25 protein-coding genes are annotated in these 21,295 nt (G+C 67.6%); 17 read left to right on the top strand and 8 right to left on the bottom strand.

Annotation, left to right across the window (positions count from 1 at the left end; genetic code table 11):
- Positions 1 to 106 precede the first annotated feature (106 nt).
- Both AC3XQU_RS13995 and AC3XQU_RS14000 read left to right on the top strand, forming a co-directional pair.
- Positions 107 to 2,362, top strand: a complete 2,256-nt coding sequence (locus tag AC3XQU_RS13995; RefSeq protein ID WP_489874767.1) for a PhoX family protein — start codon at positions 107 to 109, stop codon at positions 2,360 to 2,362.
- A gap of 148 nt (positions 2,363 to 2,510) precedes the next feature.
- Positions 2,511 to 2,963, top strand: coding sequence for a hypothetical protein (locus tag AC3XQU_RS14000; RefSeq protein WP_489874768.1), 453 nt, complete (start codon positions 2,511 to 2,513; stop codon positions 2,961 to 2,963).
- On the opposite strand, the gene AC3XQU_RS14005 is transcribed toward AC3XQU_RS14000, so the two are convergent.
- On the bottom strand, positions 2,960 to 3,853 hold the full coding sequence (locus tag AC3XQU_RS14005) for a LysR family transcriptional regulator ArgP (RefSeq protein ID WP_489874769.1): 894 nt from the start codon (positions 3,851 to 3,853) through the stop codon (positions 2,960 to 2,962). The two genes, AC3XQU_RS14000 and AC3XQU_RS14005, sit on opposite strands and share 4 nt — an antisense overlap.
- A gap of 96 nt (positions 3,854 to 3,949) precedes the next feature.
- Between AC3XQU_RS14005 and AC3XQU_RS14010 the strand changes: the two genes are divergently transcribed.
- Together AC3XQU_RS14010 and AC3XQU_RS14015 are read left to right on the top strand one after the other, a co-directional pair.
- Positions 3,950 to 4,564, top strand: a complete 615-nt coding sequence (locus AC3XQU_RS14010) for a LysE/ArgO family amino acid transporter (protein ID WP_489874770.1) — start codon at positions 3,950 to 3,952, stop codon at positions 4,562 to 4,564.
- 54 nt (positions 4,565 to 4,618) lie between these two features.
- A complete protein-coding gene (locus tag AC3XQU_RS14015; RefSeq protein ID WP_489874771.1) occupies positions 4,619 to 5,677 on the top strand; it encodes an NAD(P)H-dependent flavin oxidoreductase in 1,059 nt (352 codons plus the stop codon).
- Here the strand turns inward: AC3XQU_RS14015 and AC3XQU_RS14020 are convergent.
- Positions 5,578 to 6,591 (bottom strand): LysR family transcriptional regulator, encoded by a 1,014-nt coding sequence (locus AC3XQU_RS14020; protein ID WP_489874772.1) that lies wholly within the window; start codon positions 6,589 to 6,591, stop codon positions 5,578 to 5,580. The two genes, AC3XQU_RS14015 and AC3XQU_RS14020, sit on opposite strands and share 100 nt — an antisense overlap.
- Positions 6,592 to 6,692: 101 nt before the next feature.
- Between AC3XQU_RS14020 and AC3XQU_RS14025 the strand changes: the two genes are divergently transcribed.
- Both AC3XQU_RS14025 and nfsB read left to right on the top strand, forming a co-directional pair.
- A complete protein-coding gene (locus tag AC3XQU_RS14025; RefSeq protein ID WP_489874773.1) occupies positions 6,693 to 7,709 on the top strand; it encodes a zinc-binding alcohol dehydrogenase family protein in 1,017 nt (338 codons plus the stop codon).
- 19 nt (positions 7,710 to 7,728) lie between these two features.
- Positions 7,729 to 8,382: an oxygen-insensitive NAD(P)H nitroreductase gene (gene nfsB / locus AC3XQU_RS14030; protein WP_489874774.1), complete on the top strand. Its 654-nt coding sequence runs from the start codon at positions 7,729 to 7,731 to the stop codon at positions 8,380 to 8,382.
- Here the strand turns inward: nfsB and AC3XQU_RS14035 are convergent.
- Complete coding sequence (locus tag AC3XQU_RS14035) at positions 8,369 to 9,040, bottom strand: DUF6624 domain-containing protein (RefSeq protein WP_489874775.1); 672 nt, start codon at positions 9,038 to 9,040, stop codon at positions 8,369 to 8,371. The genes nfsB and AC3XQU_RS14035 overlap by 14 nt on opposite strands.
- Before the next feature lie 22 nt (positions 9,041 to 9,062).
- The gene (locus AC3XQU_RS14040) at positions 9,063 to 9,572 is read right to left on the bottom strand and encodes a GNAT family N-acetyltransferase (RefSeq protein WP_489874909.1); all 510 of its coding nucleotides are present in this window, start codon (positions 9,570 to 9,572) and stop codon (positions 9,063 to 9,065) included.
- 148 nt (positions 9,573 to 9,720) lie between these two features.
- On the opposite strand from AC3XQU_RS14040, the gene AC3XQU_RS14045 reads away from it, so the two are divergent.
- The 5 genes from AC3XQU_RS14045 to AC3XQU_RS14065 all read left to right on the top strand — a co-directional run bounded on the left by AC3XQU_RS14045 (position 9,721) and on the right by AC3XQU_RS14065 (position 12,690).
- Complete coding sequence (locus AC3XQU_RS14045) at positions 9,721 to 10,260, top strand: histidine phosphatase family protein (RefSeq protein ID WP_489874776.1); 540 nt, start codon at positions 9,721 to 9,723, stop codon at positions 10,258 to 10,260.
- Positions 10,261 to 10,323: 63 nt separating this feature from the next.
- A complete protein-coding gene (locus AC3XQU_RS14050; protein ID WP_489874777.1) occupies positions 10,324 to 10,662 on the top strand; it encodes a DUF6152 family protein in 339 nt (112 codons plus the stop codon).
- A gap of 2 nt (positions 10,663 to 10,664) precedes the next feature.
- A complete protein-coding gene (locus AC3XQU_RS14055; RefSeq protein ID WP_489874778.1) occupies positions 10,665 to 11,138 on the top strand; it encodes a DUF6644 family protein in 474 nt (157 codons plus the stop codon).
- A gap of 50 nt (positions 11,139 to 11,188) precedes the next feature.
- On the top strand, positions 11,189 to 11,878 hold the full coding sequence (locus AC3XQU_RS14060; protein ID WP_489874779.1) for an SOS response-associated peptidase: 690 nt from the start codon (positions 11,189 to 11,191) through the stop codon (positions 11,876 to 11,878).
- A 41-nt stretch (positions 11,879 to 11,919) separates the two neighbouring features.
- Positions 11,920 to 12,690: a glutaminyl-peptide cyclotransferase gene (locus tag AC3XQU_RS14065; protein ID WP_489874780.1), complete on the top strand. Its 771-nt coding sequence runs from the start codon at positions 11,920 to 11,922 to the stop codon at positions 12,688 to 12,690.
- On the opposite strand, the gene AC3XQU_RS14070 is transcribed toward AC3XQU_RS14065, so the two are convergent.
- The 3 genes from AC3XQU_RS14070 to AC3XQU_RS14080 are packed head-to-tail and all read right to left on the bottom strand — an operon-like array spanning position 12,691 to position 15,501.
- On the bottom strand, positions 12,691 to 13,716 hold the full coding sequence (locus tag AC3XQU_RS14070) for a zinc-dependent alcohol dehydrogenase family protein (RefSeq protein WP_489874781.1): 1,026 nt from the start codon (positions 13,714 to 13,716) through the stop codon (positions 12,691 to 12,693).
- Between the two features lie 34 nt (positions 13,717 to 13,750).
- Positions 13,751 to 14,215 carry a DUF2269 family protein gene (locus AC3XQU_RS14075; RefSeq protein WP_489874782.1) on the bottom strand — a complete coding sequence of 155 codons (465 nt, stop codon included), beginning with the start codon at positions 14,213 to 14,215 and terminating at the stop codon, positions 13,751 to 13,753.
- A 2-nt stretch (positions 14,216 to 14,217) separates the two neighbouring features.
- Positions 14,218 to 15,501 carry an SDR family oxidoreductase gene (locus AC3XQU_RS14080; RefSeq protein ID WP_489874783.1) on the bottom strand — a complete coding sequence of 428 codons (1,284 nt, stop codon included), beginning with the start codon at positions 15,499 to 15,501 and terminating at the stop codon, positions 14,218 to 14,220.
- 35 nt (positions 15,502 to 15,536) lie between these two features.
- On the opposite strand from AC3XQU_RS14080, the gene AC3XQU_RS14085 reads away from it, so the two are divergent.
- Positions 15,537 to 16,025, top strand: a complete 489-nt coding sequence (locus AC3XQU_RS14085) for a hypothetical protein (protein ID WP_489874784.1) — start codon at positions 15,537 to 15,539, stop codon at positions 16,023 to 16,025.
- Between the two features lie 67 nt (positions 16,026 to 16,092).
- Here the strand turns inward: AC3XQU_RS14085 and AC3XQU_RS14090 are convergent, their stop codons facing one another.
- Positions 16,093 to 17,028, bottom strand: a complete 936-nt coding sequence (locus tag AC3XQU_RS14090; RefSeq protein WP_489874785.1) for a DUF808 domain-containing protein — start codon at positions 17,026 to 17,028, stop codon at positions 16,093 to 16,095.
- A 197-nt stretch (positions 17,029 to 17,225) separates the two neighbouring features.
- Between AC3XQU_RS14090 and AC3XQU_RS14095 the strand changes: the two genes are divergently transcribed.
- The 5 genes from AC3XQU_RS14095 (at position 17,226) to AC3XQU_RS14115 (ending at position 21,272) form a co-directional block, all read left to right on the top strand.
- Positions 17,226 to 17,444, top strand: a complete 219-nt coding sequence (locus AC3XQU_RS14095) for a BrnA antitoxin family protein (RefSeq protein WP_489874786.1) — start codon at positions 17,226 to 17,228, stop codon at positions 17,442 to 17,444.
- Positions 17,445 to 17,533: 89 nt separating this feature from the next.
- A complete protein-coding gene (locus tag AC3XQU_RS14100; protein WP_489874787.1) occupies positions 17,534 to 17,818 on the top strand; it encodes an HU family DNA-binding protein in 285 nt (94 codons plus the stop codon).
- Positions 17,819 to 17,912: 94 nt separating this feature from the next.
- Entirely contained in the window at positions 17,913 to 18,554 is a 642-nt protein-coding gene (locus tag AC3XQU_RS14105) for a LysE family transporter (protein WP_489874788.1), read from the top strand.
- A gap of 135 nt (positions 18,555 to 18,689) precedes the next feature.
- Positions 18,690 to 20,678 (top strand): DUF6600 domain-containing protein, encoded by a 1,989-nt coding sequence (locus AC3XQU_RS14110; RefSeq protein ID WP_489874789.1) that lies wholly within the window; start codon positions 18,690 to 18,692, stop codon positions 20,676 to 20,678.
- 306 nt (positions 20,679 to 20,984) lie between these two features.
- Entirely contained in the window at positions 20,985 to 21,272 is a 288-nt protein-coding gene (locus AC3XQU_RS14115) for a DUF493 family protein (protein ID WP_489874790.1), read from the top strand.
- Positions 21,273 to 21,295: the final 23 nt, after the last annotated feature.

Raw genomic sequence — 21,295 nt, forward strand, 5'->3', positions numbered from 1 at the left:
CGCGGGATAGGCGGGCTTGTCATGAAACTGTTATCGAACCGTCACAAGGCAGTCATCTTCCCTGCCTACCATGCACGGACTTCTTCCCCAACGAACAGGACCACCCGTGAACAAGCCGCTGGACATCGCCCGCATCCCTGTCGACCACGACGACATCGATTCGAACGTCTCGTCGAATGAACACTTCAGCAACGTGCTGGAAGCGCGCCTGAGCCGCCGCAGCCTGCTGCGCGGCGGCGCCGCCTCGGCCGCCACCGCGATGCTCGGCGCCCTGGGCCTGAGCGGCTGCGGCGGTTCCAGCGACGACAGCCCGGCCACCAGCACCCCGCCGGTGGTGGTCACGCCGCCGCCCGAGAAGCTGCTCGGCTTTAGCGCCGTGTCCAAGAGCCTGGCCGATACCGTCGTCGTCCCGGCCGGCTACACGGCCAGCGTCCTGTACGCGATGGGCGACCCGCTGACCGCCGCTACCCCGGCGTTCAAGAACGACGGCACCGATGGCGACCACGAAAACCGCGCCGGCGACCAGCACGACGGCATGGAATTCTTCCCGCTGTCCGCCACCGGCGCTGCCTCGACCACCGCCAACGACCGCGGCCTGCTGGCGATGAACCACGAAGCCACCATCGACGAGAAGCTGTCGGCCTTCTTCCTGCACCCGAACGGCGGCACCATGAGCCTGCCGCGCCCGGCCGCCGAGGTGGACAAGGAAATGGCGCTGCACGGCTTGTCGGTCGTCGAAGTGCGCAGGAACGGCGCCAAGTGGGAAACCATGCAGGCATCGAGCTTCAACCGCCGCGTGCACCAGCAGACCGAGGTCGAGCTCTCGGGCCCGGTGCGCGGCAATGCGCTGGTAGTCACCAAATACTCGACCAACGGCACCAAGATCCGCGGCACCCTGAACAACTGCGGCACCGGCAAGACCCCGTGGAACACCTACCTGTCGGGCGAAGAGAACTGGTCGGGCTATTTCACCCGCGCCAGCACCGATGACGCGGCGCGCGCCGACAAGAGCGTGGTCTCGCTCAAGCGCTACGGGCGCGATGCCGGCGCCGCCTCGCGCCACGGCTGGGAAACCGGCGGCGCCGACGACAAGTACGCGCGCTGGAACCTGAGCAAGAAGGGCGCCTCGCTGGACGGCAGCGACGACTACCGCAACGAGATGAACGGCATGGGCTATATCGTCGAGATGGACGCCTACGACAAGGCCAAGGCGATCAAGAAGCGCACCGCGCTGGGCCGCTACGCGCACGAAAGCGCGGCCTTCGGCAAGGTGGTGGCGGGCCAGCCGCTGGCCGTGTACATGGGCGACGACTCGCGCAACGAGTACATCTTCAAGTTCGTCTCGACCGCGCTGTGGGCCACGGCCGATGCCAACCCGGCCGACCGCATCGCCACCGGCGACAAATACCTCGACAGCGGCAAGCTGTACGTCGCCAAGTTCCTGGCCGACGGTAGCGGCCAGTGGATCGAGCTGTCGATCGCCAATCCGCTGATTGCCGCTTATGCAAGCTACAAGTTCGCCGACCAGGCCGACGTGCTGGTCAACGCCAGGCTGGCGGGCGACGCCGTGGGCGCGACCAGGATGGACCGTCCGGAATGGTGCGCGGTGAACCCGGCCAACGGCGAGATCTACTTCACGCTGACCAACAACAGCAACCGCCGCGTCGAGCCGAGCGGATCGAGCCAGAGCGCGCCGGACGCCGCCAACCCGCGCGTCTATACCGACATGAAGGGGACGACGGCGCAGGCGGGCAACCCGAACGGCCACATCATCCGCGTGCGCGAAGGCGCCGCCGGCTCGGCCGCTACCAGCTTTACCTGGGACGTCTACCTGTTCGGCGCCGAAGCCGCCGCGGCTGCGGCCACCGTGAACCTGTCGGGCCTGTCCGCCGACCAGGATTTCTCCAGCCCGGACGGCCTGGCCTTCAGCGCGGCCACCGGCATCTGCTGGTTCCAGACCGACGACGGCGCCTATACCGACGTCACCAACTGCATGATGCTGGCCGGCGTGCCGGGCCAGGTCGGCGATGGCAAGAAGCTCACCCTGGCCTATCCGCGCGCCAACGGCACCAGCCTGAATGTCGACACCTATGTCGGCCGGGCCGCGACGCCGGACACGCTCAAGCGCTTCCTGGTCGGCCCGGTCAGTTCGGAGATCACCGGCATTGCCGAAACCCCGGACGGCAAGGCGCTGTTCGTGAACATCCAGCACCCGGGCGAGAGCACTTCGTCCGCGAATATCGGCGACCCTACCAAGTACACCAGCCAGTGGCCGTCGAACGCCGGCTACGGCGCCGGCAAGCGCCCGCGCTCGGCGACCATCGTCATCACCAAGAACGACGGGGGCCGCATCGGCACCTGATTGTTTCGATCACCGTTCTCCGTTTCCCTTCGGGCTGGATGCGCAAGCGTCCAGCTCATTTTTTTCGTCCACCGCAAGAAGCGTTTGCGGCAGGCATGGCAGCATCTGGGATGCGCAATCGTTGCTGCAGGAGCAGGCCATGCCGAGCATGTCGTTATCACATTACTTCCACATCACGCGTGCCAGCGCGCTCTACGACATCGTCGTGACCGCGCCCTTCGCCACCCCCTGGACCTTCGCCATGCTGCACGCCCAGCTATCGAGCACCAACGTCTGGATGGGCGGCGAACCACTGGCGCCCTTCGCCCTGGTGAACATCCTGATCACCTGCCTGATGGGCAGCCTGGTGATGCTGTGGTCCGCCATGCGGCTGTTCCAGCCCAGCCTGGCGCTGGGGCGCTACGACGGGGTCGGGCGCTTCATGTTCGCGGGCTGGATGATCTGGGCGCTGGCCGAGGGCGGCCTGCCGCTGGTCTGGCTGTTCCTGATCCCGGAAGTGCTGTGGGGTGTGGCGCAGTGCTGGCCGGTGGAGCGCTCGCCCGGCATGGAGCGCCGCCGGCCCTCGCGCCTGCGGCTGGTCAGCCTGTCCTCGACCCCTTAATCAAGCGGCAGCAGCACGGCGCGCGCCGCTTTCAGGAGTGCCGCGCCCATGCGCTCCAGGCGCGGTGGCTGGATGCGCCAGGCGTGCCAGTACAGCGGCACGTCCACATGCAGATGCGGGGTCAGGTCGACCATGGTCCCGTCTTGCAGCATCGCTTCGCACTGCTCCAGCGGCAGCAGGCCATAACCCATGCCGAGGCGGATCGCCTGGCCGTACGGGTCGCTCGCCGGCACGTAGTGGAAGGGGTAGGAACCTTCCGGCAGCCCGAAATGCTTCAGTAAAAATGCCGACTGCAGCGAATCCTTGCGGTCGAATACCACCACCGGCGCGCGCTGCGCCGCCTCGCGCTTGAAGCCGTCGGGGAACCAGCTGCGGGCAAAGCTCTCGGCGGCCACCATCCGGTAGCGCATCAGGCCCAGGGTGCTCACCGTGCAGCCATGCATGGGCGTGGCCTCGCCCGCGATGCAGGCCACCACGCGGCCCTGTTCCAGCAGCGCGAAGGTGTGGCCCTGGTTATCGAGCACGAATTCCACCAGCAGCTCTTCCGCTTGCAGGATCGGCGCCAGCACCGGCAACAGCCAGGTGGCCAGGGTGTCGTTGTTGACCGCCAGCGCCACCCGCACCGGCCCCTCGTCCATGCCCATCTCGGCCAGGAATTCCGATTCCAGCAAGGTGCTGCGGCGCAGGTATTGCAGCAGGCGCGTGCCCGGCCCGGTGGGGCGGCAGGGACGGCTGCGCACCAGCAGCGGCGTGCCGAAATCCTGCTCCAGCGCCGAGATGCGCTGCGACACGGCCGAGGGCGTGAGGGACAGCTGGGCGGCCGCCAGCTCCAGGCTGCCGGTATCGACGGCGGCCATGAAGGCGGCGCTACGGCGGGGATCGATCTGCATTGGATTAATTTTTCTTACGCGTCTTTAAATATCATGAATATATTTGAATTAGAGCGCGTTGACATGGAGCATGCAGGTTCTGACAAAGGAGCCGGCATGTTTTCGCAACAGGTGTATCTACAGGGGCTGGGCCTGGGCGCCAGCCTGATCATGGCCATCGGGGCCCAGAACGTCCACGTCATTCGTACCGCCGTGCGCGGCCAGCACGTGCTGGCGACGGTCCTCACCTGCATCGTGGTCGACGTGCTCCTGATTGCCCTGGGCATCGCGGGGCTGGGCGCGATCGTCGAAGCTTCGCCCGCCCTGCTGGCCGTGGCCCGCTATGGCGGCGCCGTCTTCCTGGTCTGGTATGGCTGGCGCTGCTGGAAGAGCAGCCTGCAGGGCAGCGCGTCGATCGACCTGGCCGGGCAAGGGGTGCAGACGCTGGGCCGCGCGCTGGCCACGGTGCTGGCGCTGTCGCTGCTGAACCCGCACGTCTACCTCGACACCGTGGTGCTGCTGGGGGCAGTGGGCAGCAGCCTGGCTGGCGACGCCAGGCCTTCGTTCGCAGCCGGCGCCATGACGGCCTCGGTGCTGTGGTTCGCCGGGCTGGGCCTGGGCGCCCGGCGCTATGCCCCGGTGCTGGGACGCCCGGCGGTGTGGCGCGCCATCGAAGCCTTGACCGGGACACTGATGCTGGTGCTGGCCGTCCTGCTGCTGCGCCCAGCGTAAACGCGCAGCGCTCGTTATACTCGTGTTCCGACCTTCATTTTGCCGGAGCCGACCATGCGCGCCAACCTGCTGTCGATGCTGAACATCCGCCACCCGATCATCCAGGCCCCGATGGCGGGCGTCTCGACCCCGGCGCTGGCGGCGGCCGTGTCGGAAGCGGGCGCCCTGGGCTCGATCGCAGTGGGCGCCGGCACGCCGCAGCAGGCCGGCGCCGCCATTGCCGCCCTGCGCGCGAAGACGAACAAGCCCTTCAACGTCAACGTGTTCACCCATGCGCCCGCAAGGAGCGACCCGGCGCGCGAGGCGGCCTGGCTGGCCTGGCTGCGCCCGCATTTCGCCCGTTTCGGCGCCGAGCCGCCGGCAGCGTTAACCGAAATCTACCGCAGCTTCCTGGACGACGAGCCCATGTTCGAGCTGCTGCTGGCCGAGCGCCCCGCCGTGGTGAGCTTCCACTTCGGCTTGCCGGCGCAGGTCCACATCGATGCGCTGAAAAAGGCCGGCATCGTGCTGTTCGCCACTGCCACCTCGCTGGAGGAAGCGCGGCAGATCGAGGCGGCCGGCATCGACGTGATCGTCGCCCAGGGCATCGAGGCGGGCGGGCACCGCGGCATGTTCGACCCGTCCGCGCCGGATGCGGCGCTGCCGACCTTCGACTTGCTGCGCGCATTGTCCGGCAAGGTCTCGGTGCCCGTGGTGGCCGCCGGCGCCATCATGGACGGAAAGGACATCCGCACGGCGCTGGACCTGGGCGCTGCCGCGGTCCAGATGGGCAGCGCCTTCATCGCCTGCCCGGAATCGTCGGCGCCGCCGCACCACCGCGCGCTGATCGGGCAGGGCGCCGCATTGCAGACCGCACTGAGCGCCGTCATTTCGGGCCGGCCGGCGCGCGGCATCGTCAACCGCCTGTTCACGGAGATCGGCGCGCCCGGCCATCCGGCGGTGCCGGATTACCCGATCGCCTACGACGCCGCCAAGGCGCTGCACGCGGCGGCGTCCAGCCAGGGCGACCAGGACTACTCGGTCAACTGGGGCGGCACCAGGGTTGCGCTGGCGCGCAGCATGCCCGCCGCGGAACTGGTCGCCGCATTGAGGGCGGAGCTCGACGCCGCCTGAACGGGGCGCGGCATCGCCTCCTGCAGCGGGCCGCAGCGCTCGGCGATGAGCGCATGCAGCAGCTTGACCGCAGGCGAGAACTGCTTGCGGTGCGGGCAGACCAGGTTCAGGGGCGTGGATTCGCCCGGCACCTCCGGCAGCAGCACCTCGAGCAGCCCGGCCGCCACGTCGGCGCTGACGTCGAGCCAGGATTTATAGGCGATGCCCTCGCCCGCCACCGCCCAGCGCCGCACCACGTCGGCGTCGTCGCTCACCAGGCAGCCTGCGACCTGCACCACCTTCACCCCTGCGCCTGCCGGGAAGCTCCAGCGGTCGTAGGTGCGGCCGCGCAGCCGGTATTGCAGGCAGTTGTGGCCAGCCAGTTCGTCGAGCGAGGCCGGCGCGCCATGGCGTGCAAGGTAGGCGGGAGAGGCGACCAGCACGCGCCGGTTCTCCGGCGCGATCGGCAGCGCGACGAAGCTGGCGTCGTCGATCTGGCCATAGCGTACCGCGATGTCGACCGGATCGCGGAACACGTCCGTCACCTGGTCCGACACCAGCAGCTGGATATCGAGCTTCGGGTGCGCGCGGCGCAGTTCCGAGATCCACGGCAGCAGGAGGTTGCGGCCGAAGTCCGACGGCGCCGCAATCTGCAGCGTGCCGCTGAGCGCGGCGCTATCGGCGCGCAGGTCTTCCATCCCGTCGCGCAGGGCCTGCAGGGCATCCTGTGCGAACGGCAGGTAGCGCCTGCCTTCCTCGGTCAGGCGCAGGCTGCGGGTCGAGCGGGCGAACAGGCGGATGTCGAGCTCGCGCTCGAGGCGCCCGATGGCGGCGCTGGCCTGGCCCGGCAACAGGTTGACCTCGCGCGCAGCCTGCGAAAAGCTGCCGAGGTGGGCGGAACGGACGAACAAGGCCAGGTCATCAACGCGGATCATTTTCTCTCTGGCTGTGAAAGTGAAATCGCTCCAGGCCGGTTTTTCCTTGCCGGAGCCGTCGTTAGAATCCCTGTTCAGCGCGAACTTACGGGAGATTCAACATGAAAGCAGTAGTGTATACCCAGCATGGCTTGCCCATCGACGATCCTCGCTCCCTGGTGGACACCGAGCTGCCGATGCCCGCCATCGGCGAACACGACCTGCTGGTGGAGGTGCGCGCGGTCTCGGTCAACCCGGTCGACACCAAGATCCGCCGCGGCGTGCCCCTCGACGATCCAGGCGCGCCGCGCGTGCTGGGCTGGGACGCGAGCGGCATCGTGCGCGCGGTCGGCGCTAGCGTGACGCTGTTTGCGCCGGGCGACGAGGTGTTCTATGCCGGCTCGCTGGTGCGCCCGGGCTCGAACAGCGAGTACCAGGCCGTCGACGAGCGCATCGTCGGGCGTAAACCCGCCTCGCTCGATTTCGCCCAGGCCGCCGCCCTGCCCCTGACGGCGATCACCGCCTGGGAGCTGCTGTTCGACCGCCTGCGGGTCCCGGAAGGCGGCGGCGCCGGCAAGACGCTCCTGGTGATCGGCGCGGCAGGCGGCGTCGGCTCGATCCTGGTCCAGCTGGCGCGCCGGCTGACGCAGCTGACGGTGGTGGGCACCGCGTCGCGCGATCAATCGCGCGAATGGGTGCGCGGCCTCGGCGCCCACCATGTCGTCGACCATGCGCAGCCTCTTGGCCCGCAACTCGCGGCGCTGGGCATCCCGGCGGCGGACATCGTCATCAGCCTGACCCACACCGAGCAGCATTACCCGCAAATCGTCGAGGTGCTGGCGCCCCAGGGCCAGTTCGCCCTCATCGACGATCCGGCCACGCTCGACGCCGTACCGCTCAAGCGCAAGTCGGTCTCGCTGCACTGGGAGCTGATGTTCACGCGTTCCCTGTTCGGCACCCCCGACATGGTGGAGCAGCACCAGTTATTGACCCGCGTGGCGCAGATGGTCGACGCCGGCACGCTGCGCACCACGCTGGGAGAGCATTACGGCCCGATCTCGGCCGCCAACCTGCGCCGCGCGCATGCCCATATCGAAAGCGACCGCGCGGTCGGTAAAATCGTACTCGAACACTTTTAACCCCTCAAGGATCACCCAGATGGATATTCTCGCCGCAGCACGCAAGCGCCACACCGCCAAAGCCTATGACAGCGAACGCCGCGTCCCCGAAGAACTCATGCAGCAGCTATATGGCCTGCTGCGCCACAGCCCGTCGTCGGTGAACTCGCAGCCCTGGCACTTCATCGTCGCCAGCACGGCCGAGGGCAAGGCGCGCGTGGCAAAGGCAGCGCAGGGCGGCTATGTCTACAACAGCGCCAAGATCCAGGATGCCTCGCACGTGATCGTGTTCTGCTCGCGCATCGACATGGACGAGGCCCACCTCGAACGCCTGCTGGCGCAGGAAGGGCGCGACGGCCGCTTCCGAGACGACGCGGCCCGCGCAGGGCAAGATGCGGGCCGGCGCGGCTACGTGCGCCAGCACCGCTACGGCACTCGCGACATCCCGCAGTGGCTGGAAAAGCAGGTCTACCTGGCCCTGGGCACCGCGCTGCTGGGGGCGGCATCGCTGGGCATCGACGCCACGCCGATGGAAGGCTTCGACCAGAAGATCCTCGATGAGGAATTCGGCCTGCACGAACAGGGCCTGGCCAGCGTGGTGCTGGCCAGCTTTGGCTACCATTCAAGCGCCGACTTCAACGCCGGCCTGCCGAAATCGCGCCTGCCGCAAGAGCTGACGTTTACTTTCGTCTGAGCTCGCCGCCCCCGGGCGGAGCGTAATGGTAATCCTGCGACGCGCCGCTCGGACAGTGCTGCATCTCCAGCACCATCCGCTTGTAGGTCTCCAGCGTCGGCATCTTGAGCGCCGCGCGGCGCGCTTCGACTTTCTCGCGCTCGTCGAGCGGCGAGAAGTCGAGGTCGCAGGCCTTGCCGGAGGTCGATTCGAGCTGCGTGCCGTAGGGCTGCGGGCGTTTTTCCGCCACCGCGATCCGGTCCGCCAGATAGGCAAAGTTGCTGGTCACGCCCTCACCGCTCCCGGCGGCGGCCTGCTCGATCAGCACCAAGGCCTGCTTCTGGAACGCGATATCGTGGTCGGCGTGCTGGGCAAGCAGCCAGGCGCTGCCCTCGGCCTGTTCGCCATGTCTTGATCTGGTCGGCCAGCCGCAGCGCGCAATCCATGCCTTCAGGCGTTCGGTATTGGTACGGTCGACCAGCATCAGCATTCCGCGCAGCTTCACTTGTTCGGGATGCTCCGGATCGAGGAAGTCCAGGCGATTGCGCAGGGCCTGGTCGGCGCCCGCCATGGCCGCCAGGTCGGCGCCGATGCCGTCGCAAGGCTCGGCCGCCTGCGCCGGAGTGGAACAGGCCAGGCTGGCGCTCAGCAACAGGGCAGGTAAAGACGGATGGCGCATCAGGTCTCCGGATGTATCCAGCCTAGTCTACCGAGCCGCCCTGCCCCGGTCCATGCAGGCCGCATGCAAGCGACTTTTCCATGAACACCGAGCGCAAGGCGATGCCGCTGCGGTGCGGGTAGAGCTCTTCGCGCAGCGGGACGAAGCCTGCGCGTTCATAGAAAGGCACGGCATTGAGCGAGGCGGACAGGAACAGGCGGCGCAGGCCATGCCGCAGCGCCATCGCCTCGAGCGCCGTCATCAGTGCGCGAGCGATGCCGCGGCCCTGCTGATCCGGCTCGACGAAGACCGCATCGACTTCGCCGCTGTCCAGGTCGAGGATGGCGTAGCCGCGCATGCGCCCTGCCTCGTCGGCCACCAGCGCACCGCCAGCCTCGATCAATGCAGGTAGCCGCTCCGGCGCCGGCGTAGCGCACCAGGCATCGATGATGTCCGGCGCATAATGGGAGGCGCAAGTGATGCGGACCGCACGCGTGCGCAAGTCCCACATCGCTGCAAGATCGGCCTGCTCGGCCCGGCGCTGCTGTGGCATGGTCGTCAAGTGATGCAAATGGCTGGCTCTCCAGCATAGCCGATGACGCTGCCGTGCGCTCGCCTTCGCCGCCCGGCCCGATAATGCCTGCAGCCGATCCTTCAGGGTGCGCATCATGCTTCGACGACGCTTTTTAGCCGCATTAACCGTGTTTGCCAGCTCATCCCTGGGCGCGGCCGAAGACGACCTGTGGCAGCGCCTGCAGGCCGGCGGCCATGTGCTGCTGATCCGCCACGCCGCCACCATTCCCGGCATCGGCGATCCGCCCGGCTTTCGCCTGGATGCCTGCGGCACCCAGCGCAACCTGTCCGAGGCCGGCAAGCGTGACGCGGTCGCAATCGGCGCCGCCTTCCGCCAGCGCGGCATCCCGCTCGGGCCCGTATGGTCGAGCCGCTGGTGCCGCTGCCTCGACACCGCGCGCCTGGCCTTCGGCCGGGTGGAAGCGTCTCCCATGCTCGATTCCATCTTCAGGGACAGCGACGCCGCCGGCAAGGCCAGGGTGCGCGAAACCCTGTCCCGGGCCGGCGCTTATGCCGGCAAAGGCAACCTGGTGCTGGTGACCCACGACGTCAACATCCGCGCGCTGGTGAACGAATCGGTGGTACAGGGCGAGATCGTGGTGGCGCGACCCGTCCAGGGCAAGCTGGAAGTCCTCGGCCGCCTGCGCGCGCACGTGGCCGAAAACTGACGGCGCCCGGCACGGCGCGGGCGTAGAATGGCTTGTCCCTTCCATCATCACTGGAGTGTGCCCATGAAACGCTGGTTCCTGCTGGCCGCATTGGTGGCCACCACGGCTTCCGCCCACCACGGCTGGAGCGAGTACAACGCCGACAAGCCGCTCACGCTGGCCGGCACCATCGAGGAGTCCGGCTACATGCAGCCGCATGGCTTCGTCCGGCTCAAGACGGCCGACAAGACCTGGGTGGTGGTGCTGGCGCCGCCGAGCCGCATGGAAAACCGCGGCCTGCCGAAGGAGAACCTCGCCGTCGGCGCCCAGGCCACGGTGGTCGGCTATGCCCACCGTAGCAAGGCCGACGAACTGCGGGCCGAGCGCATCACGATCAAGGACAAGACCACGGAGCTGCGCTGACCATGCAGGAAGCGGCCAGCTGGGCCGCCTCCCTGCCGCTGGCCCTGGCCCTGCGCGAACACGCCTGGCTGTACCCGCTGGTCGAAACGCTCCACATCCTCGGCTTTGCCGTGCTGGTGGGGGCGGTGGCGATGTTCGACCTGCGCCTGCTCGGCTTCGGCCGCCAGCTCCCGGTGAAGGCGCTGGCGCGCCACCTGCTGCCCTGGTCGGCGGGCAGCATGCTGCTGGTCGTGCCCACCGGGCTGCTGCTGTTCATCGCCGATCCGCTGGCGCTGCTGGCCAACCGCGTTTTCCTCGTCAAGCTCGGCCTGATCCTGCTGGCCGGCGTCAACGCCCTCGTCTTCCATGCGGGGCCGTACCGGCATGCCGATGCCTGGGCCGGACGGGCGCCGCCGGCGGCGCTGCTGCACGCCCTGCTGTCGCTGGCCTTGTGGATCGGCGTGATCGCCGCCGGGCGCCTGATCGCCTACTTCTAGTCCCCGGCCAGGTTGCCAAGGCGCGCGCGCCGCACTATGCTGGCCACATCATGTGCGTCAACTACCACACCCCCACCCGCGAGCAATTCGGCACCCTCGGCGCCTTCAGCGAGCTGCCGGCCGACTGGCGCTGGCCCGACGAAGTCTGGAAGGATTATGCTGCCCCGATCGTCAGGCGCAGCCGCGAGGGCCGCCTGGCGCCCTGCCTGGCCAGCTACGGCATGGTGCCGCGCCGGCACATCCCGCCTGGGGTCAAGCCCTTCGACACCATGAATGCGCGCGCCGAATCGCTGGGGGAGCGGCGCTCGTTCGCACAAGCCTGGCGCCGGCTGCAGCTGTGCGCCGTGCCCATGGCCTGGTTCTACGAGCCCTGCTACGAGAGCGGCCGCGCGCAGCGCCACGCGATCGGGATGCAGGACGACAGCCTGTTCTTTGTTGCGGGCCTGTGGCGCGAGTGGAGCGAGGCCGATGGCTCGCTGTCGTCTTCGTTTACCCAGATCACGATCAATGCCGACGACCATCCGCTCATGTCGCGCATGCACAAGCCGGGCGACGAGAAGCGCTCGCTGGTCGTGATCGCACCCGAGGAAGTGGAAGACTGGCTGGCCTGCCGCGACGTCGAGGTGGCGCGCAGCTTCCTGCGGCCCTATCCCCCGGCACGCATGAAGGACTGGCCGGCGCCGCAAACGGTGCGCAAGGCGCCGGCGCCGGAACCGTCGCCGAACCTGTCGCTGTTCTGAATCGTGCTACAGTCGGCTGCCGGCTTTCGACCACCTATTTCATGCTGAAACGACTCGTCCCCTTCGCCCTCGCCTGCACGCTCGCCGGCGCCGCCCAGGCGGCCGTGCCCCTGTACGGCTTCGTCGTCAAGAACGCCTACCCGCACGACCAGAAGGCTTTCACCCAGGGCCTGTTCTTCCGCGACGGCCACCTGTTCGAGACCACCGGCCGCGCCGGCAGTTCCACGCTGCGCAAGGTGGACCTGGGCAGCGGCAAGGTCGTGCAGCAGGCCCACATGCCGCTTGACGTCTTCGGCGAAGGCTCGACCCCGGTCGGCCAGGACATCGTGGCGCTGACCTGGACTTCGCAGGTCGGCTATGTATTCGACATGAAGAGCTTCAAGCTGAAGCACACTTTCAAGTACACCGGCGAAGGCTGGGGCCTGGCCAGCGATGCAAAACACGTCTACATGAGCGACGGCAGCGCCTTCATCCGCATCCTCGCCCCCAACAGCTACAAGGAACTGCGCCGTATCCAGGTCACGCACGAAGGCAGGCCGATCGCGCAGCTCAACGAGCTCGAAATGGTGGACGGCGAGCTGTTCGCGAACGTCTGGGGCAGCGACCTGATCGTGCGCATCGATCCTGCCAGCGGCAAGGTCAAGGGCGTGATCAACCTGGAGGGCCTGCTGCCGCCCGCCCAGCGCGGCACGGCCGACCCGGACGCCGTCCTGAACGGCATCGCCTGGGACAGCAAGCGCCGGCGCCTGTTCGTCACCGGCAAGCTGTGGCCCAAGGTGTTCGAGATCGAGCTGGTGCCGGTCAAGCGCTAGTCAAGAGCGGTCGGTGACGTCGATCACCACCTTGCCGAAGTGCGAGCCCGATTCCATGTAGCGATAGGCTTCCTTGGCCTGGCCGAAGGGGAACACGCGGTCGATCACGGGCTTGATGCCGGCCACGTCGGCAAAGCGCATCACGTCGTCGAGCATCGCGCGGCTGCCAACGAAAATGCCCACCAGGCGCTTGGCCGTGGCCAGCAGCGAGGCCGGGTTCACCTCGCCGCCGAAGCCGCTCACGCCGCCGATGATCGCCACCGTCCCGCCCATCGCCGCCGACGATACCGAGCGGTTCACGGTTCCCTTGCCGCCCACTTCCAGCACCACGTCGGCGCCCTTGCCTTGCGTGAGCGCCAGCACTTCCTCGTGCCACTCCGGGATCTCCTGGTAGTTGATCGTGTGGTGGGCGCCGAGCTCGCGGGCGCGCTGCAGCTTCTCGTCGCTCGACGAGGTGATGATGGTGCGCAGGCCGGCCGCCTTGGCCAGCTGCATGCCCAGCACCGAGACGCCGCCGGTCCCCAGCAGCAGCACGGTGTCGCCGGGCTTGATGCCGTTGCTGGAGACGAAAATCGCATTCCAGGCGGTGACGCCGGCGCAGGGCATGGTCGAGGCTTCCACGAAACTCAGGCCCGCCGGGATCTTGGCCACTGCGTCCTCGTGCAGCACCACTTCTTCGGCCAGCATGCCGTCGATGTCGCCGCCGAGCGAACGGCGGATCTTGTCGGCCGAGGTCCGGCCATCGATCCAGTGCGGGAAGAAGGAACCGACCACGCGGTCGCCCACCTGCACACGGGTGACGCCCGGCCCGGTGGCCAGCACTTCGCCGGCGCCGTCCGAGCAAGGAATGATCGGGTCGTCCACCGTGACCAGGTAGTTACCGCTGGCGACCATCAGGTCGCGGTAGTTGAGCGACACCGCATGCACGCGGATGCGCACCTCGCCCGGTGCCAGGTCGCGGTCCGGGTAATCCACGCACTGCAGGGCGTCGATGTTCGCGCCGGGAAGAATCTGGTAAGCCCGCATGGGGTTCTCCTTGAAAAAAATGGGTGGGTCGGGTTCACGCAGGTTTGGCCACCATCAGCCAGAAAATGACGACGAAGGCGATGAAGGCCGGCACGCCCAGCGTGACCCAGATGCGGAAATAGCGCCAGTACTGCGGTGTGAGTTCGGTATTGGTGCGCGCCGCTTCCTGGGCGATGTCGCGCATGCGGATCTGCAGCCATACCACCGGCAGCCAGCAGGCGCCGGCCAGCACGTACAAGGCGATCGACCACATGATCCAGGTGCTGTGCAGCGGATAACCGGCCAGGTGGATCATGTAGAAGCCCGTGGCCGGCTGCAGGATGACGGTGGTGGCCGTGAACAGCCAGTCGGCCACGACCACGTATTTCGCCACCACGGCGATCGCGCGCACGTCGCGGCTGACGTTCGCGAACAGCATGTACCAGGCCGACCCGATACCGGTGCCGAACAACAAGGTCGACGACAGGATGTGCAGCCATTTGACGACGACGTAGTCCATGTTCAATCTTCCTCGAGTTCGTAGAGCAGCCAGATCGCGGCCAGCATCGGCAAGTTCTTGGTCAGCGGCCCGTAAGGGTGGAGCAAAAATTCCGGCAGCTTGATGGCGATGACGACGGTATAGAAGCCGATCAGGGCCAGCTGCGCCAGCCATAGCCGGCGCCGGCGCCCCAGCAACAGGATGCCCAGGCCCAGCAGCAGGTCGAAGGCTGCGGCGCCGTAGAGCATCAGGGGCTGCAAGGCGGTGGGAATGCCGGTGCGCGCCAGCAGCGCGTAGCTGCCCTCGACCGGATACAGGCCGAAGGAGACGATGGCGGTGGCGATCCAGACGAATGCAATGCTCAAGCGCAGCACGGGCAGCAGCCAGCCGAGCTTGGCGCGGGTGCGTTCGGCGCCGGGATCGACGATGAAGTCGGCCACAGGCCGCGGCGCATGCCCGAGCAGCCGTGTCGTCATCGACACGTCGCCCGCATTGCCGCGGTCGAGCATGCGCAGCGCGTCCTCATCGAGCAGGCCGCCGGGCAGCCAGCGCCCCATTTTCGCCGCCAGCCGTGCCAGCGCGCCTGGCAAAGCGACGACGCGTTGCCGCCCCATGCCCATCGCCGCACGCAGTGCCTGCAGGTAGTCCATAAACGGCATGGCCTGCGGCCCCACCAGCGGCACGCGCAGCGCCGTCCCGTTGGGCTCCGGTGGCCGCTGGTCCAGCAGCTTCACGACCGCCGGCACCAGGTCGTCGACATGGATGGGCTGCACCAGCTGCGGCGCCGTGCCGAAACGCACCGTCAACGGCATGCTGGCCAGCAGGCGGAACACGCGCGCACTGGCGCCGTCCGGGCCGTACACGAGCGAGGGCTGCACGATATATGCGCGCAGCGGCAGCGAAGCCAGGTAATCGTCGGCCGCGCGCTTGCTCAGGTGGTAGCGGGTGTCGGCGTGCTCGTCGGCGCCCAGGGCGGAGAACTGGATCACCATGTTCACGCTCGGCGACGCGGCGCAGGCGGCGAACAATGCGCGCGGCGTCTCGACATGCAGGCGTTCGAAGCTCTGGCTGCCCTGCTCCCGGAAAATGCCGACCGTATTGATCACGGCCTCGATGCCGGAAAGGCGCGCCAGCCAGGTGGATTGTTCGGTATCGTGGGCGAAGTCGGCATGGATGCCGGCCAGGTGCGGATCGTCAGTCTTTGGGACGTGCCGCCCTGCGCATGTGACGTGGTGACCTTCGGCCAGCAGCGCCCGCAGCAGGTGCTGTCCAATGAAGCCATTGGCGCCCGTCAGCAAAATCCGCATCCACGCTTCCTTTCACCAATTTTCAAGGGGACTTCATGCAAAACTGGACCACGACACTACAGCGCGGCCTCGTCTCCGGCGCCGCTTCCAGCATTCTCTCGACGGTCGCACTGGCCATTGTCGGCAAGAAGGAAACCGGCAGCGCCCTGGCGCCGACGAATGCGATCAGCCATTACGTGCACGGCGACAAGGCGGCGCGCCATACCGGCGCCTCGCTGCGCTACACCGTGCCGGGCTACCTGATCCACCACGCCAGCTCCACCTTCTGGTCGATCGTGTTCGAAAAAGTGGCAGGTAAATATCTCGACCGCAAGACGCCGGTCGGCATCCTGACCGCTTCCGCCGCCACCTCGGCCTTTGCCGCCTTTGCCGACTACAAGCTCACGCCCAAGCGCTTCCATCCCGGCTACGAAAAGCATATTTCCACGCCGGGCCTGGCGATCGTGTATGCCGCCCTGGCGCTCGGGCTGGCTGCCGGCACCGCCCTCACGCGCAAGGATGAACCGCCGGCACCGTCAGTCTAGGCTAGACAGAAAAAACGCGCCGCCCGGTCTCCGGAGGGCGCGTTTTCCGATGCCGCAAGCCGCTGAATCAGTGGGCGACGGCCTTCTTGCCGCGCATGCGCTGCACCACGGTCACCACCGCCAGCACCAGGGCGCCGACGATGACGCCGGCGATCGCATCGACCACGGTCGGAGTGATCGCGGCCAGCACGCCGCCGATGGCCGGCACGCCCGCCGTCATGCCTGCGGCATTTTCCGAGAAGTGGTGCAGCGGCGCCCAGGCGTGGGCGATGATGCCGCCGCCGACCATGAACATGGCCGCCGTACCCACCACCGACAGCACTTTCATCAGGCGCGGCGCCGTGGCCAGCAGCAGCTTGCCGGTGTTGCGCGCCAGGCCGCCCGCCTTCTGGCTCAGGTACAGGCCGGCGTCGTCCATCTTGACGATGGCCGCCACCAGGCCGTAGACGCCGATCGTCATGGCCAGCGCAATGGTGACCAGCACCATGACCTGCTGGCTGAAGGGCGCGTTTTCCACCGTGCCCAGGGCGATCACGATGATTTCCGCCGACAGGATGAAGTCGGTACGCACCGCGCCCTTGATCTTGTCCTTTTCCAGGGCGACCATGTCGACCGCGGGATTGGCCAGGGCGGCCGTGAGTTCGGCCTTGTGCTGGGCGTCTTCTTCCTTGTGCAGGAATTTGTGGGCGAGCTTTTCGGCGCCCTCGAAGCACAGGAAGGCGCCGCCGATGACCAGGAGCGGGGTGATCAGCCAGGGTACGAAGGCCGAGATGGCCAGCGCCGCCGGCACCAGGATCGCCTTGTTCTTGAACGAACCCTTGGCGACCTGCCAGACCACGGGGATTTCGCGCTCGGCATTGACGCCGGTGACTTGCTGGGCGTTGAGTGCCAGGTCGTCCCCGAGGACGCCGGCGGTTTTCTTCGCCGCCACCTTGCTCATCACCGCGACGTCGTCGAGGACGCTTGCGATGTCGTCCAGTAATAACAACAGGCTACCAGCCATTGATTGCTCCAATTGTGTCAAGTTAGCATCATCTTACCGGAGGTGGGATCCGCAGTCACACGGTTCAGCGCGGCTTTTTGCATTCCAGTCGCGTAAATCTGCATCTCGTCGCTTTTGGCGGGTGCTGGCGCGGGTGCGACCGTATATTGCACACTGTTGGCTGCGGTACTGCAGCCTCGCCCACCGAAGGAGACGCCATGAATACCGAATCGACCCTGCAGGCCGTCCACGTCGCCGCACCACGCCGTGCCCGTCCGCCGAAGCGCAAGACCCGTATCACGATCTACCTCGACGACGAAGTCCTGAACGAGTTCCGCAACCTGTCCGAGCGCTGCGGTACCGGCTACCAGACCCTGATCAACGCCGCCTTGCGCCACCGCCTGGCCGCTCCGGTCGGTGAAACCGGGCTCGCTTAAAGACGGGGCTGGATTCGCCTCCGGCGAGCGAGATTACACATAGCAATATTTATGCTAATCTTCCCGCTCTTTTAACCCCGGAGAGACTTATGAAAAAAGGCGAACTGATCGCGGAATTCGCGAAGCGCACCGAGATGTCCGGCGCTGCCGCCAATAGCGCCGTGAACACGATCATCGAGATCATCACCGAGCGCCTGAAGAAAGGTGACACCGTCGGTATCACCGGCTTCGGCACCTTCTCGGTCACCAAGCGCGCTGCGCGCAAGGGCCGTAACCCGGCAACCGGCGACGTCATCAAGATCGCAGCATCGAAGTCCCCACGCTTCGCTGCAGGCGCGACCCTGAAGGCCGCTGTCAATCCAAAGAAGAAGTAAGCAGTACCCAGGGCTTGCGCTGCGCACCGGTCACTCCGGACGCGCGCGCCGGCCCCTTTTGTTTCTCCCTCTTCCCCCTCTTCCCGCTCCCAGCATGAGCTTCGCCACCTGGATCGCCTTCGTCATCGCCGGCAGCCTGATCGCCATTTCGCCCGGTTCCGGCGCCGTGCTGTCGATGTCGCACGGGCTTGCCTACGGCCTGAAAAAGGCCAGCGCCACCGTGCTGGGGCTGCAGTTCGGCCTGATCCTGGTGCTGGTCATCGCCGGCGCCGGCGTCGGTTCGCTCCTGCTGGCGTCCAGCCTGGCCTTCACGATCGTCAAGACCATCGGCGCGCTCTACCTGATGTGGCTCGGCATCCAGTCCTGGCGCGCCAGGGCCGAAGCGACCTCGGTGGACACCGCCGGCCTGGCCGCGCACCCGAGCTTCGGCAAGCGCGTCATGACCGGCTTCCTCACCAATGCCACCAACCCGAAGGGCATCATCTTCATGGTGGCGGTGCTGCCGCAGTTCATCTCGAAGGACGCGCCGCTGCTGCCCCAGCTGGCGATCCTCGGCGTGACCATGGTGACGATCGACTCGATCGTCATGCACGGCTACGCCGCGCTGGCCTCGTCGATGCAGCGATTTTTCCGCGACGTGCGCGCCGTCAAGATCCAGAACCGCGTCTTCGGCGCCGTGCTGGTGCTGATGGGTTCCCTGCTGTTCCTGGTCGAGCCGGGGCGCCGCCCTGCCTGAGGCCCCGGCCTGTGCATCCGCTACCCAGCAGTTGCAACTTTCTGTAAGTACCGTAGTCGCGTGCGCCCTCGTGCGTTGTAATCTGGTAGCCGCACTTCGTCCACGCCCTTTGCAGACCTCCAGCCGGAGCACACCATGAACAATCGATTCGCCAAGACTGCCGTGACGCTCGCGTTCACGGCGCTATCCACTGCCGCGCTGGCGCAAGGCACGCTGGACACCGAGCCGCCGGGCCGCGTCGGCCGCGTCTCGCTCGCCCAGGGCAAGGTCAGCATCAGCACCGGCGTGGGCGACACCGCCACCGAGGCGCTGGTCAACTGGCCGGTCACCACCCGCAACCTGATCACCACCGCGCCCAACGGCCGCAGCGAAGTGCGGGTCGGCTCGACCGCGATCCGGATCGACGGCGACAGCTCGCTCGAAGTCACCGAGCTCGATGACGACAGCGTACGCCTGCGCCTGCATTACGGCAGCGCGAGCGTGCGCATCCTGAGCGAAGAGGTGCTGCCCGAATTCGAGCTGGTCACGCCGCAGGGACGGGTGCGCATGCTGCAGCCGGGCCGCCTGCGGGTGGACGCCGAACGCGTGCGCGACACCAGCGTGGTGAGCGTGTTCGACGGCGAAGCCCAGGTCGATGGCGGCGGCGCCAGCCTGACGGTGCGCGCCGGCCGCAGCGCCGAGCTGCGCGACGACGATGTGCGCACCCTGCAGGCCCGGCGCGACAGTTTCGACGACTGGGCACTGGCGCGCGACCGCCAGGACGACAGCGCGCGCTCGACCCGCTATGTCACCACCGAGATGACCGGCTACGAAGAGCTGGACCGCCACGGCACCTGGCAGGACGACGCCGAATACGGCGCGCTGTGGCTGCCGCAGGTCGCCACCAGCTGGGTTCCCTACCGCGACGGCCGCTGGACCTGGATCGCTCCCTGGGGCTGGACCTGGGTCGACAACGCGCCCTGGGGTTATGCGCCCTCGCACTACGGCCGCTGGGTGCACGTGCGCAACCGCTGGGCCTGGGCGCCCGGCCACCGCGAGCGCCGCCCGATCTGGGCGCCGGCGCTGGTCGGCTGGGTCGGCGGCAGCGGCTGGAACGTGAATTTCAACCTGCATGGCTCGCGTCCGGCGACCGGCTGGTATCCGCTCGGCCCGCGCGACCATTTCGTGCCGGGTTACCGGCTGTCGGACGAACGCCTGCGCCGCATGAACAGCTGGCGATACCGCGACGGCCGCCGCAACGACGACCGCCGCGACCGCGACGGCGACGGCAGGCCCGATTTCCGCCAGCGCGGCCTGACCGTGGTCCCGCACGCGAACTTCGGCGGGCGCGGTCAGGTCGTGGTATCGAACGTGCCGCGCGCCACGCCGCAGCTGGTCATTCCCGGCACGCCGGGTGCGGCCCCGCCGCCGCCACAGGGCTGGCGCGGCCCTGGCGCGCGCCGCGACCTCGACCGCGACGGCATCCCCGACCGCGTCGACCGCGACCGCGACGGCGACGGCATCCGCAACCGGGTCGACCGCGACCGAGACGGCGACGGCATCCCGAACCGCGCCGACCGCGACCGCGATGGCGACGGCATCCGCAACCGCGTCGACCGCGACCGCGATGGCGACGGCATCCCGAACCGGCTCGACCGCGATGACCGCGGCCGCAACGACGACCGCTTCGGCCGCAGCCAGCGCCAGCCGGTGCTGAGCACAAATCCGCCGCCGGTGGCGGCAGCGCCTGCACCTGCGCCCCAGCCGACCTTCCAGCCTGGCGTGATCACGACGGCGCCGGCGCCGGCAGCGGTGGTCCAGCCCTCCCGTCCGCAGGGCTGGCGCCGTGAACGCGACGACGATCGGGGAGGCTTCGACCGGGCCGACCGCAGCGAGCGCTTCGAAGGCCGCCGCGAGCGCCCGCAAGCCATGCCCCAGCCGCAGGTGCAGGCCCAGGTGCAGGCGCCACCGCCCCAGGTCATGGCGCCGCCGCCGCGCCCTGCCGCGCCGCCGCCCCAGATGATGGCGCCCCCTCCGCCACGCGCGGTGGCCGCACCGGCGCCGGATCAGTCCGGCCCGCCGCCGGGCCGCCGGGAAGGACGCGTGCGCAGTGAGTCACGCGGCATGGGCGAGCTGGAACGCTGAACAGGCAGGGCCGGATGGAAGCATCCGGCCCTTTTTACGCGTGCATGCCGTTTATTCCGCGGTTTGCGCCGCCCATCGCGGCAAAACGCAGTTCGTCTCAAACCGCTCGCAGCGTGGATGCGGTCTGGGTAAAGTGGCATCACTCGCTCGAGGCAGCAGCGCTGCTCCGAGCGGCCCGAATGTCCCGCTATTTCTCCCAGGTAGATAGAAATAGTTCAGGCCGGCTACATGCCGGCCTCTTTTTTTCCGGCAGTGCAGCACCATATTGAAGCAGCTACAATGCTGCTTTGCACAGGACAAAACGCCATGGACCCGAAAGATAGCCTCATCGACCCCAAAGATTCCCTCATCGAATACCCGAGCGAGTTCCCGATCAAGGTGATGGGGCCGACGCATATCGACTTCGCGCCGACCATCATCGAGATCGTGACCGGTTTCGATCCGACTTTCCACGCCGGCAAGATGGAAACGCGTCCTTCGTCCAAAGGCAACTACACCGGCCTGACCGTCAACGTCTGGGTGACCAGCCGCGAAATGCTGGACGACGTCTACCGCGCCCTGTCGACCCACGCCATGGTCAAGATGGTGCTGTAAAGCCACAGCGGGAAGGGCCCTGG

This window comes from Telluria sp. AZSoR62 (assembly GCF_058111565.1).